The sequence below is a fragment of the Lentzea miocenica genome, from assembly GCF_033949945.1.
In the GTDB taxonomy this organism is placed as follows: Bacteria; Actinomycetota; Actinomycetes; order Mycobacteriales; family Pseudonocardiaceae; genus Lentzea; species Lentzea miocenica.
Genome location: NZ_JAXAVW010000005.1, coordinates 142457 through 155011, shown reverse-complemented (window position 1 = coordinate 155011; position 12555 = coordinate 142457). Strand labels below are relative to the sequence as shown.

The window sequence follows — 12555 nt, the reverse complement described above, 5'->3', positions numbered from 1 at the left end:
ACGTTCTCCTAGAGCTTCTGCCGGTAGACCTTGTTGTCCGGTCCGCGCACCACTGTCCACGCGGAGCCGTCGGGTCCAGCAGTAGCACCGACGGCGCCGACGAGCGAGTTGCTCGGGAACTCGGGGCGGTTGAACCAGCCGCCCCAGGCGCCGTCGCTGCGGTTGACCTGCCAGAGCGTGTAGTCGCTCGCCCGCGCGAACAGGTAGACCCGGTCCTGGTACTCGACCAGGGTCGGGCTGCCGGAGATCACGCCTCCGAGTGACGTCCATTCACCCGAGGAGACCGGGCGGACCCACACGCTGTCGTCCGCGGTCCGCACGGCCACCTGACCGCCGGCGACGCTCGGCCTGCCGTAGATCGGGGCGTCACCGGGCGCGCCCAGCGACGTCCAGGTGCCGTTGTACTGCCAGACCTCGCCGTCGGCGCCGCGAGCCACGAGCGTGCCGTCCGCGGAGACCGACGGTGCGTCGGTGAGCTTGCCGCCCAGCGACTTCCACGAGCCCCAGCGTCCGTTGTGGAGGGTCCGTTGCCAGGCGCGGTTGTCGGTGCCCCGGACTGTCACCTCGACGTCCGAACCGACGGTGCGGACGGCGGGCTGGCCCTGGATCGCCCTGCCCAGGCTGGACCACTGGCCGCTCCGCAGCATCTTCAGCTCGCCGCCGACCCCACGCGAGAACACGAACGCCTCGTCGCCGACGCGTGCGATCGCGGGTGAGGCGGTGGCGTCGGAACCAACGGCTTCGCCGGGCACGAGGTCCGTGCCGCGCAGCTTGAACATCGCGGTGCCGTGTGCGGGAACCGTGACCGTGTACGAGTCCGCAGCGGTGCCGCGGTCGGCCCGTGCCCGCAGATCGCGGACGGCGACGTTGCCCTTGAGACCGGCCTGCGCGAAGTTCACCGTCATCTCGGCGGGAACATCGCGGCGGTTCAGCAGCACGACCGAGCGCTCGCCCTTGCGCGACAACACCTTGCTGTAGACGTCGGTGTCGCCGGTCGACGCCACCCGCACGCCCTGGATCGCCAGCGGGTCCTGGTTGACCGCGAGGATCTCCGGGTTCTTCAACGTCGAGACCATCGACGGTGGCAGCGTGCGCGGGTCCGAACCGATGATCAACGGTGAGGACATCTGCGCCCACATCACGAACTGCGAGGTGGACTCCTCCTCGTTGAGCTCGTAGGTGCCCTGCTGCGTCTTGCGCATCGGGATCAGGTAGTCCGGGTCGTTGTAGTGCCCCGGGCCGTTGGCCTCGGCGTGCCAGGCGTTGCGGTCCATGTTGCGCAGCACGTCACGCCAGATGCCCTCGTACGGCGTGCCGAACGCGACGTCGGTCGAGGTGCGCCAGGAGTCGGCGATCAGCGGCCCGAAGGTGTAGGAGATGTGCGCGACCTGGTCCGGTGTGTGCGGGACGCCCCACTCGTCGGTGACCGGGTTGCACAGGTTGAGGATCATCGGCCGACCGGCCTTCTGCACGGCCCTGCTGAAGTCCGCGAACGCCTGCGCGGGCTTGAGGTTCGCGAAGATGCCGCAGAGGAAGTCGATCTTGATCGCGTCGAACTCCCAGTCGGCGAACCGTTTCGCGTCCTTCTCGTAGTAGCCCCCGCCACTGCCCGCGGCGCAGTTCTTGCCGTCGGACGGGCCGGCGTCGGTGTAGATGCCGGCTTTCAGGCCCTTGGCGTGCAGGTCCCGCACCAGCTTGTCGAAACCGCCGGGGAACTTCGCCGGGTCCTCCACCAGGTTTCCCGTGGCGTCACGGGGAGTCGGCGCGTTCCAGCCGCCGTCGATCCACACGATCTTGTAGCCCGCGTCGCGCAGGCCGCTGCTCACCAGGTAGTCCGCGACACCGCGGACGTCCTTCTCGTTCGGCGCACCAAGGCCGAAGTACGTGTTCCACCCCATGTACGGGGTTTTGGCGACACCACTGTCGTAGTAAGTGGGCGCTCCCTGGTCATCACCGGCATAGGCGGGTGTCGCAACCAGGGACATCAAGGCGATGGCCAACGCGACTCTGCGAACGGACATGCGGGGAGCCTACAATAATTCATAATTTATGTGTAGTAGGCTGAACGCGTGAGCTACCGCTACGAGATCACCCAAGCAGTCGTGCGGCAGGGCATCATCGCGATCGTCCGCACCCAGGACGCCGGCTCCGCCGTCAAGGCCGCCGTTCCGCTGCTGGACGCGGGCCTGACGTCGCTGGAGCTCCCGCTGACGAACCCCCAGGCGCCGCAGGCGATCCAGCACCTGCGAGAGACCTATCCGGACGCGACCATCGGCGCGGGCTCCGTTCTGGACGAGGCGTCCGCGGTGGCCGCGATCCGTGCGGGCGCCCAGTTCCTGGTGGCGCCCAACCTCGACCTGTCGGTGATCCGGGCCGGGCACCGGTACGGGGCGGCTGTGCTTCCTGGCGCCGGGACCGTTTCCGAGATCGTGCAGGCGCTGGAAGCGGGCGCGGACGCCGTCAAGGTGTTCCCCGCACCGACGCCTCAGTGGGTCGAGGACGTGCTCGCGGTGCTGCCGTACGCGCCTTTGGTGCCGACCGGCGGGGTGGCACCGGCTGACGTTCCCGCCTGGCTCAAGGCAGGCGCGGTGGCGTGCGGGGTCGGGTCGGCCCTGTCCCGCACGCCCCTCGACGAGATCAGGGCGCTGTTGGCCTGAGCACGACCACGTCGGCGTCGTTCGTGACAGACCAGTCGAACGGCAGCCCGACGTGGGCCAGGTGCGCCGCCGAGTAGACCTGGTCGTACTCGTCCACATAGGACTGGGCGGTCAGGCCCTTCAGCTTCACCCGCGACGACTGGCCGGGCACGACCGGCACTCCCGTCAGCGAGCCCGTGTTCCAGGCCAGCACCACGACCCGGTCCTCAGCGGAGTACTGGATCGCGTCGTTCAGCAGGTGCGCCTCACCGCTGTGCACGACCTCGCGGATGTCCTTGTAGCGCCTGATGAGCACCGCGGCCTCCGCGCGTTCGGCACGCGACCAGTGCCGCACGTCCGCGCCGATGCCCAGCACTCCGGCCATCGCGAGCACGAAGCGGAACTTCAGCGAGCGCGGACGGGCGTCGAACATGCCGGGCGCGTCGGTGACCCACGACGACATCAGGTGCGGGGCGTGCATGTGCAGGAACCCGTGCTGGATCCTGAGGCGGTCCAGCGGGGCGGTGTTGTCGCTGGGCCACACCACGTCCACCTTGCCCGTGGTCGCGAGATCGGTCCGGCCGCCACCGCCCGCGCAGCCTTCGACCAGCACGTGCGGGTGTTTCGTGCGCAGATGGTCCAGGACGCGCCAGTAGTTGCGGACGTGCGCGTCGTCGAGCTCGCCGGACCGTTCGGTGGCCGGCCGGTTCATGTCCCACTTCAGGTAGCTGATCCGGTACCCGGTCAGCAGCCGGTCCAAAGTGGACACGACGAACTCGTGGACCTCGGGCAGGCCGAGGTTGAGCAGCATCTGGTTGCGGATCAGCGTCGGCTCACGGCCGGGCAGCCGGTACACCCAGTCCGGGTGGTCGGCGTAGAGCTGGGACTTCGGACTCACGCACTCCGGTTCGACCCACAGGCCGAACTCCAGTCCCATCGCGCGCACGTCCTCGACGAACGCGCCGAAGTCCGGTGACTCCGGATACCAGTCGCCGAGGCCACCGGTGTCGTCGTGGCGGCCGACGAACCAGCCGTCGTCGACCACGAACAGCTCCACGCCGAGGTCGGCGGCGATCCTGGCCAGTTCGAGTTGCCGCGGGAGCGAGACCTCGAACCCGGTTGCCTCCCAGGAGTTGTAGAGCACGGGCTTCCTCGCGGGCCTCGACCGCAGCCGGTCGTAGGCGTGCCACACGCGCGACAGGCCGTCTGTCGAGTACGCCAGCGCCACCTCGGGCGTTGTGAACGTCTCCCCCGGCTCGACCACGACCGGGCCGAGCATTCCGGCGCGCAGGCGGGTCAGTCCGGAAGGCTCGACCTCGGCCGTGATCTCCCAGGAACCGGACCACGCCAGCGACACACCCCACGTGTCGTCCACGGACAACCAGGGCGCGTAGTTGTGCCCGGGAACGCCGTAGGAGCTGCCGATTCGAAACCCGCCCGCGGGTAGGGAAACGTGGTCCAGCTGGAACTCGCGTGCCCATTCACCGTGCAAAAAGGACAGCTGTGGGTTGCTCACCGGCAGGCACACGCCCGCCGATCCGATCTTGGTGAGACGAACGGGTTCGTCGCGGCTGTTGGTGACCTCGACCCAGCGGGCGAGCACGTCAACGGCGGTTTCGGGCCGGTAGCAGAGCACCGCGCGGATCCCGGCGACCTCGTCGGCGAACGCCAGGCGCAGCACGCCGCCGGACTCGGTAGCGCCGTCGAAGATGAACCACGAGTCGCCGTCCAGCTCCAGGTCGGCGCCGGTGAACGGACGCTGCCCGCGCGGCGCGTACTCGATCGGGGCCGCGTCGGCCTCGGTGATGAAGTGGATCTCGCCCAGGTTCTTGAGCGGCGACGGCCCGCACTCGACTCCGTGCGGGCCCCACGCCACCAGCTCGGCCCAACGACCGCCGGGTTCGACCGCCACCGTGTAGGAGGTGGTGGCCATCCTCAGCGTCCAGTCGTTCTGGGTCGAGGTCATTTCACAGCTCCCACCGCGAGTCCGGAGATGAAGTGCCGCTGGAACCGCAGGAACACCGCCACGGTCGGAATCGCCGCGATCACCGAACCCGCCGCGATCACGTTCCAGTTCGACACGTACTGACCCTGCAACGCCAGCAGCGCCGGGGTCACGGGCATGACGGACGACGACCTCAGCACGGTGATCGCCCACAGCAGGTCGTTGAAGATCCAGGTGAACGCCAGCGCCGCCAGGGCGGCCAGCGCGGGCCTGGTCATCGGCAGCACGATCCGCCAGAAGATCTGCACGGGACCGGCGCCGTCGATGGTCGCCGCCTCCTGCACCTCGTTCGGCATCGCGCGCATGAAACCCTGCAGCACGAACGTGTAGAAGCCCAGTCCGAACCCGACCTGCACCACGATCAGCGCGAACAGCGTGTCGTAGATGCCGAGCACCTCGGTCAGCTTCGACACCGGTACCAGCAGGATCTGCGGTGGCAGCAGGTTGCCCGCGAGCATCAGCAGGATGATCGTGCGCCGGCCGGGGATCTCGAAGCGGCTCAACGCGTACGCCGCCGCCGAGCTCAGCGCGAGCGACAGGAACACCGTCGGAACCGTGACGAGGACGCTGTTCCACATCGCGCCCGCGCCGCCGTTGGTCCACGCGTCGGCGAACCCGGCGAGGGTGAACGACTGAGGCAGCGACGCGAGGCCGTTGGCGGCGATGTCGTCGAACGACCGGATCGCGGTGACCAGGACCGCCACGATCGGCAGCAGCCAGAGCACGGAGATCGTGCCCGCCACGGCGTGGAAGACGCGGCCAGAAGTGCTACTGGACATCTCAGTTCTCCCTGAACGCACGGACGAGGTACGTCACGATCACGCCGAACGCCAGCACGAAGATCACGACCGCCAGCGCCGAGGCGTAGCCGAGCTTGAGCGACTGGAACGCGGTGGAGTACATGTACGTGCTGAGCAGCTCGGACGAGTGGTAGGGCCCGCCGCGCGTCATCGACCACACCACGTCGAACGACCGCAGCGAGTCGATCACGATCACCGACAGCACGACCGAGTTGACCGACCGCAGCTGCGGCCAGGTGACGTGGGTGAACTTCTGCCAGGCCGTGGCACCATCCAAAGTGGCCGCTTCGTACAGGCCGGGGTCGATGCCCTTGAGCCCGGCCAGGTACAGCACCATCACGTACCCGACCTGCCGCCACAGCGCCGGCACCAGCACCGCGTACAACGCCGTGTCCGGGTCGGCGAGCGGACTGCTGTCGAAGATCCCGCCCGGCTGGTAGAGCACCTGCCAGATCAACGAGGTGGCGACCAGCGAGAACACCACCGGCACGAACAGCGCCGCCCGGTAGACGCCGACGCCACGACGTTCCTTCTGCAGCAAAACGGCCAGCCCGAGGCCGCCGACCGCGGACAGCCCGCCGAACAACACGAGCCAGATCGCGGTGTTGGTGACCGCGGTGCGGAAGACCGGGTCGCCGATCATCCTGGCGTAGTTGGCTCCCCCGACGAACCGGGGCGGCGAGACGCCGTCCCAGTTCGTCAGCGCGAGCCAGAACCCCTGCAGCGCGGGCCAGAAGACCCAGAACCCCTCCACCAGCAACGGGATGAGCACGAACAGCAGCAGGACCGGAGGGACCCTGGCGAAGCTCCTGGTCATGTCAGGACGACCACACCTGCTCGGCGGCCTTCTGCCAGGTCGCGAGGATCGAGTCCAGCTGGTCGGGCTGCTGGAGGAACTTGATCAGCGCGGCGTCCGCGGTGGGCTGCAGCGCGTCACTGGAGTCGCGGTTGAAGAACTGCGTGATCTCCGCGGCCTCCTTGAGGTGCTGGCGGCCCTTGGTCACGAGCGGTGTGCCGGAGTCCTTGGCGTTCGGATGGGTCGGCAGGATCGTGCCCGACGAGTTCTTGATGTAGACCTCCTGGCCCTCCGCCGTCGCGGCGAAGGTCAGGAACTCCTTGAGCTCCTTGACGTGCGGTGACTTGGAGCTCGCGAAGAACCCGTCGGTCGGGCCCTCCTCCGCCAGCGGCACCTTCGGGTCGATGATCGGGAACCGGAAGAAGTCGATGTCGTCGAGCGCGTCCTTCGGGGCAGCGTCAGCGAAGAACGCGCCGGTGAGCAGCATGCCGGTGCGGCCCTGCAGCAACGCGGTCGTGGCCTCCTGGAAGCCGATCGCGGTGCCGTTCGGGTCGGTGAACGGCAACACCTCACGCCACGGCGTGAAAATCGCCTTCACCTTGGGGTCGTCGAACTTCTGCTTGCCCGCCAGCAGCTCGCGGTGGAACGGGGCGCCGTTGATGCGGATGTTGAAGTAGTCGAACCAGCTCGACGCGGTCCACGGCGAGTCGGCCCCCGCGCCCATGCCGAGCGGGATGACACCCTTGCTCTGCAGGGTCTGGCAGAGGGTGACGAACTCCTGCCAGGTCTTCGGCGGGGTGACGCCCCACTTCGTGAAGTTGGACCTGCGGTAGAAGAAGCCCCACCAGTAGTAGGTGGTCGGCACGAACACCTTGCCGCTCAAGGTCTTGAAGGACTGCGGGTAGTCGCCCATGGTCTGCCAGACGTCGCTGACGTCGAGCAGCAGCCCCTTCTCCTCGTAGCCCTTGAGCAGCGAGCCGGGGTACCAGGTGTAGAGGTCGGGTGGGTTGGCCGAGGTGAGGTAGCTCGGCAGCTGGGTGCGGAAGGTCTCGGACGCCACGGTGTTGACCGAGGCCTGCGAACCCTTCTTGTCGTTGAACGCCTTCACCAGTGCCTCGATCGCGGCCTTGGCGGCCGGCGCGGAGAGGTTGGACTGGATCGTGGCCGTGCCCGGGAGTTGCGTGACCGGGCCGGAGGACGCCGAGGTGGCGCAGGAAGCCGTGCCGCTGACCAGCAGTCCGGCACCCGCGGCGGCGGTGACGCGGAGGAAGTGACGCCTGTCCATGGCGGACAGATTGCGCCCACGTCATGATCAAGTCAAGAATAATTCATAATTTATGATGTGCCGTATGATCTGACCTCATGAGCGAGAAGCGGCTTCGTGGCGTGCACGGCCAGACCGTCGAGGCGCTGGCGGGCCGGATCCTCGCCGGCGAGATCGGCGAGGGCGACACCCTCGATCTCCCGGCGCTGCGCGAAGAACTCGACGTGTCGCTGACGGCGCTGCGCGAGGCGCTGAAGGTGCTCTCCGCCAAGGGCATGATCGACGCCAGGCAGAAGCGCGGCACCTTCGTGCAGCCGCGCTCGTCGTGGAACCTGCTCGACACCGACGTGATGCGCTGGCAGACCCAGTCCGACACCGACCCCGGCCTGTTCGACGAGCTCACCGAGATGCGGGTGATCGTCGAACCCGCCGCCGCTCGCCTCGCCGCCGAACGCGCGTCGGAGGCCGACATCGAGGCCCTGGGCGGGGCGTTGGAGCGGATGGCTTCCGCGCGCGACCTCGCGGCGACCGTCCGGGCGGACCTGGAGTTCCACCGGCTGCTGATGGCCGGCACGCACAACGCGTTCCTCACTCAAGTCGAACGGATCATCGCGATCGGGCTGGCCGAACGGGACAAGCTCGTGCACGGCAGCGTGGACGACGACCCGGTGCCGTCGCACCGCGCGGTGCTGGACGCTATCGCCGCTCGTGACCCCGAGGCCGCCTACGAGGCGATGCGGGCGTTGGTCGACAAGTCGGGGGCGGACCTCAACCGCCTACGATGACCAGCCTCGCGGACGGGTCCGCCGCGGCGATGTCGCGGGCACTGTCCGCGTCGACGAGCATCGACCGTTCCCCACCACTGCGCACATCCCGGGCGGTGACCCGCACCGTGCAGTTCTGGTCGATGTCGATCGTGATCTCGATCTGCGGACTGCCTTCGGACAGCCCGGTGAGAGTGAACGTGCCGAGACAGACGTTGTCGGCGGCCCGTTCGTGTTCCCCTTGGTAGAGCCGGATCTGCACCGACGCCTGGTTGTCGCGCGGGGTGGTGAAGACCTCGCTGCGCTTGGTCGGCACATTGGTGTTGCGCTCGACGAGCTTCGTGAACACCCCGTAACCGGTCTCGATGCCCAGCGACCACGGGATCGCGTCGACCAGGAGCGAGTCCCTGACCTCTCCCACGAGCACACCCGCCTGGATCGCGGCGCCGATCGCCACGCCGTCCGGAATCAGGCCACGCCGGGGGCTGGCTCCGGTCAGCTCCGTCACGAGCGCGCCGATCGCGGGCATGCGGGCGGCCCCACCCACCAGCAACACCTGTTTGATGTCGGTGATCTTGACGCCCGCGTCCTTCAGCACCCGCTCGATCGGCCGGCGGACCCGGTCCAGCAGGTCGGAGCTGATCTGCTCGAAGCGTTCGCGGGACATTTCCTCCTCCAGCGTGAGACCGGCCGCGACGTACGGCACGGTGACGGTGGTCGACCGGGCGCCCGACAGTTCGATCTTCGCGCGCTCCGCCGCCTCGCGCACCCGGCGCATCGCCGACGCGTCCGTGGTGAGGTCGATGCCGTGGGCCGTCTGGAACCGCGTGCACAACCACTCGCAGATCCGCTGGTCCCAGTTGTCCCCGCCCAGCCGGCTGTCTCCGCTCATCGCGTGGACGTCCATCATGATCAGCCCATCCTCGGCATCCGGCGAACCCGGCCCGACGAAGCCGATGTCGAGCAGCGACACGTCGAACGTGCCACCGCCCAGGTCGAGCACCAGCACGTAGTTGATCATGCCCTCGCCCAGGTCGATGTCGTCGTCCACCCCGTAGGCGAGCGCCGCGGCGTTGGGCTCGGTCACCACGCGCCGTACGTTCAGGTCCGCCTGCTGCGCCGCCTCGACGAGCGACCGGCGCTCTGCCAGCGTGAAGTAGGCGGGGACGGTCAGCACGACGTCACTGAGCCTGGCTTCGAGGGTGCGCTCAGCACTGCGCTTGAGGTGGCGGAGGATGATCGCGGTGATGGCCTCGGCGCTGTACCGCCGTCCGTCGAGTTCAGCGGACCAGCCGGATCCCAGCTTCAGTTTGACCGACGAGAAGGTGCGCCCTGGGTTCGCGGCCGCCTGGTTCTTCGCACGTTCCCCGACCAACCACTCGCCGCTCGCGGTCAGGGCGGCGATACTGGGCGTGGTGCGGTTGCCGAACTCGTTGAGCACAATCCTGGACTCGCCGGCGACCACGGCAGCGACCGCCGAGTTGGTCGTGCCGAAGTCGATGCCGACGGCCCCGTAAGTGGTTCCCCAGTCGTCTTTCTGTTGCGCGCCAACGGGAAGCTCACCGAGTCCGCGGACGAGCCACATCGTCCGTGCTTGTGCGGCCACCACGGGATCGGCGTCTCGCGTGAGTTCGGCGAGCAGGTCGGCGGCGGCCGTGCGGACGACCTCGAAGCGGCTGCCGAGCCGGTTCTCCAGCTCGTGCACGACGCCGATGCGTTGCCAGCTCAACGGACTCCGGCTCGCCCGCACGAGTTCGGCCGGCAACTGCGCCGAGGCGTCGCGGACGTTGCGCGCGAGCACCAAGGTGCCTTCCGCGCTGGAGACGCTGCGCGTGGGTGTCTGGTTCGGCAGACGTGTGCGCACTTCCTTGTAGATGTACTCGTACAGCTCGTCGACGCTGATGCTGCCGTCCAGGTCGAGATCGGCGTCGCCGCTGCGCAGGCCGTGGACGATCGCCTGGGTGAAGATCGACGGTTCGGCGGCGTCCCGGCTGCTGAGCACCGATTCGTGGCTGTACTGCAGGGCGTTCGACGCGGTGATCACCACGCGTCCCCTGCCGCCGAACGCCTCGGCGATGTCGACCGACTCGGCGCCGCGCGTGCGCAGGCCCCGGCTGAAGGCGCCGCTGTAGCAGCAGTCGAGGAAGACGACGATCTTGTTCGACCGGCAGGCCTCCACCTGGTCGCTGACGAAGGTGCAGTCGACGCCGGTCGACGCGAGATACCCGCTTTCGGTGTCCGACCCGGCCAGGAACAGCCGGTTGTCGCGGTTCTTCATGCCGTGGCAGGAGATGTGCAACCACAGCAGGTCATCTCTAGCAGCGTCGTGGAAGAACGACTCGATCGAACGCTTGATCTTCGTGCTGCTCGCGTCCTGGACCACCGAGACCTCGAAGTGGCCGATTTCCGGCCGCGCCAGCACCTCGGACAACGCCGTGGCGTCCTGCGCCGCACCGGGCAACTCGCCGAACGCGGGGTCCTCGTAGTGCTGATTCGCGATGATCAGGCATCTTCTGGCCATGTCAGTCCGTGGCGTGCCGGTCCAGGAAGGCCTTGACCAGCGCTTCCTGCTGCGCGTTCGACACCGCGGTGAGCTCCAGCGCGTCCTCACCGCAGGTGATCGTCACCGATCCGCGCTCGCGCCGCACCAGCCAGCTCTTGACGACCTCCACCGCACTGCGCACCACGACAGGCGACGTGACCAGCCCGACCAGCGTGCCGACGACCATGACGGCGCCGGAACGAGTCCCCTGCTCCTCGGTCGTCGTGGTGGCCCGGTCCAGCCGGTCGAAGTCGAGCCGGTCCAGTTCCTCGAGCAGCAGGTCGCTCGCCTCGCTGGCGGCCAGGGCGTCGCCGTCCGGATCTACGACGACGAACTCGATCTCGCGCGGCACGGCGGTTCTCCCCCGGCGGAGTCAACGGCTAAGGCAAGGGGTCAGTCGCCGAAACGGCACGCGGTGTTACCGGCACGGTTCATCCACTCTTGATCGATACGACACCATCGGGCCATGCCCCGGCGGTTGTGAAGGACTTTCACGTCCGTCACCATCGGGCCTCATGCGCCTGATCACGCTCGCCGCCGCCGTCGCGCTGACGATCTCCGCCGCTCCCGCCGCGGTCGCAGCCCCCGCCGCCCCGAAGATCGCCACCTACAACGTCTTCATGCTGTCGCGGAACCTCTACCCGAACTGGGGCCAGCTCACGCGGGCCGATCTGATCGACAGCACCGGCGTGGTCGGCGGCCAGGACGTGGTCGTGCTCAACGAGGCGTTCGACAACGCCGCCTCCGACCGGTTGCTGGCCAACCTGCGCGACACCTACCCGCACCAGACGCCGGTGCTGGGCCGCAGCCGCGCCGGGTGGGACGTGACGAGTGGCGCCTACAGCGACTCGACGCCGGAGGACGGCGGGGCCGCGGTGCTGAGCCGATGGCCCATCACGACGCGGATCCAGCACGTGTACCGCGGCGGGTGCGGCGCGGACTGGTTCTCCAACAAGGGTTTCGCGTACGTGCGGATCGAGGCGCCCACCGGGCCTGTGCACGTGATCGGCACGCACATGCAGGCCGAGGACTCCACCTGCACCAGCGCGCCCTCGGGATACCGAGCCTCGCAGCGCGCGGAGATCAAGGCGTTCCTGGCGGCGCGGTCCATCCCGGCGACCGAGCCCGTGTACGTCGCTGGCGACATGAACGTGGTCAAGGCGAGCGACGAGTTCCCGCGGATGGTCACCGAACTGGGCGCGTCGACACCCGAGATCGTCGGGCACCCCTTCTCGTGGGACTGCGCGGACAACAGCGTCTGCCGCGACCAGTACGGGCCCGAGTACGCCTCCGAGCACCTCGACTACGTGCTGACGGTCCAGGGACCGTTGCTGCGCAACGAGACCCGGCGCGTGAAGAGTCCTGAGTGGTCGATCACGTCGTGGGGACGCAAGTACACCTACAACGACCTGTCCGACCACTACCCCGTGTTCGCTAGTTGAGCTGCGGCGCCACGGTGAGGCCGAGTTCGGGCATGCCCAGCCAGTCCAGGGTGCTGTCCGACTCGGCCAGCTTGATCCGCACCGCGTAGACGCTGAGCAGCAACGCCTGCAGCGAGTCCACGCCGAACGACGCCTGAACCGCGTCGTCGCCGAGGCCCACGATCTGGTGTGGACACTCCCAGTCACCGTTGCTGCTCAACGGGTCCGGGCGCGGGGCGCCGAACCTGACCACCACGTCGAACCGTGATCCGTCCGGCGCCACGCCCTCGATCTGCCGTTCCGCGACGATCTGTCCCAGGTCCATGC

General features: G+C 68.3%; 11 protein-coding genes. 3 read left to right on the top strand and 8 right to left on the bottom strand.

All coding sequences use genetic code 11. From position 1 onward, the window contains the following. Positions 1-8 precede the first annotated feature (8 nt). Positions 9-2021, bottom strand: coding sequence for a hypothetical protein (locus tag SK803_RS08215; protein ID WP_319965202.1), 2013 nt, complete (start codon positions 2019-2021; stop codon positions 9-11). Between the two features lie 48 nt (positions 2022-2069). On the opposite strand from SK803_RS08215, the gene SK803_RS08210 reads away from it, so the two are divergent. Further along, positions 2070-2657, top strand: a complete 588-nt coding sequence (locus SK803_RS08210) for a bifunctional 4-hydroxy-2-oxoglutarate aldolase/2-dehydro-3-deoxy-phosphogluconate aldolase (RefSeq protein WP_319965201.1) — start codon at positions 2070-2072, stop codon at positions 2655-2657. Here SK803_RS08210 and SK803_RS08205 read toward each other — a convergent pair. The 4 genes from SK803_RS08205 to SK803_RS08190 are packed head-to-tail and all read right to left on the bottom strand — an operon-like array spanning position 2638 to position 7522. Further along, positions 2638-4602, bottom strand: a complete 1965-nt coding sequence (locus tag SK803_RS08205; RefSeq protein WP_319965200.1) for an alpha-galactosidase — start codon at positions 4600-4602, stop codon at positions 2638-2640. The genes SK803_RS08210 and SK803_RS08205 overlap by 20 nt on opposite strands. Then, positions 4599-5420, bottom strand: coding sequence for a carbohydrate ABC transporter permease (locus tag SK803_RS08200; protein ID WP_319965199.1), 822 nt, complete (start codon positions 5418-5420; stop codon positions 4599-4601). Before SK803_RS08200 ends, SK803_RS08205 begins: the two co-directional genes overlap by 4 nt. 1 nt (position 5421) lies before the next feature. Further along, on the bottom strand, positions 5422-6258 hold the full coding sequence (locus SK803_RS08195) for a carbohydrate ABC transporter permease (protein WP_319965198.1): 837 nt from the start codon (positions 6256-6258) through the stop codon (positions 5422-5424). Position 6259: 1 nt separating this feature from the next. Next, positions 6260-7522 (bottom strand): ABC transporter substrate-binding protein, encoded by a 1263-nt coding sequence (locus SK803_RS08190; protein ID WP_319965197.1) that lies wholly within the window; start codon positions 7520-7522, stop codon positions 6260-6262. Positions 7523-7599: 77 nt separating this feature from the next. Here SK803_RS08190 and SK803_RS08185 point away from each other — a divergent pair, with 77 nt between their 5' ends. Further along, positions 7600-8286: a FadR/GntR family transcriptional regulator gene (locus SK803_RS08185; protein ID WP_319965196.1), complete on the top strand. Its 687-nt coding sequence runs from the start codon at positions 7600-7602 to the stop codon at positions 8284-8286. Here the strand turns inward: SK803_RS08185 and SK803_RS08180 are convergent. Together SK803_RS08180 and SK803_RS08175 are read right to left on the bottom strand one after the other, a co-directional pair. After that, positions 8270-10786, bottom strand: a complete 2517-nt coding sequence (locus tag SK803_RS08180; RefSeq protein ID WP_319965195.1) for a caspase, EACC1-associated type — start codon at positions 10784-10786, stop codon at positions 8270-8272. The two genes, SK803_RS08185 and SK803_RS08180, sit on opposite strands and share 17 nt — an antisense overlap. A 1-nt stretch (position 10787) precedes the next feature. Continuing rightward, on the bottom strand, positions 10788-11159 hold the full coding sequence (locus tag SK803_RS08175) for a hypothetical protein (RefSeq protein WP_319965194.1): 372 nt from the start codon (positions 11157-11159) through the stop codon (positions 10788-10790). Positions 11160-11322: 163 nt separating this feature from the next. Here SK803_RS08175 and sph point away from each other — a divergent pair, with 163 nt between their 5' ends. After that, on the top strand, positions 11323-12249 hold the full coding sequence (gene sph, locus SK803_RS08170; protein ID WP_319965193.1) for a sphingomyelin phosphodiesterase: 927 nt from the start codon (positions 11323-11325) through the stop codon (positions 12247-12249). On the opposite strand, the gene SK803_RS08165 is transcribed toward sph, so the two are convergent. Beyond that, entirely contained in the window at positions 12242-12553 is a 312-nt protein-coding gene (locus tag SK803_RS08165; RefSeq protein WP_319965192.1) for a DUF6968 family protein, read from the bottom strand. The genes sph and SK803_RS08165 overlap by 8 nt on opposite strands. Positions 12554-12555 lie beyond the last annotated feature (2 nt).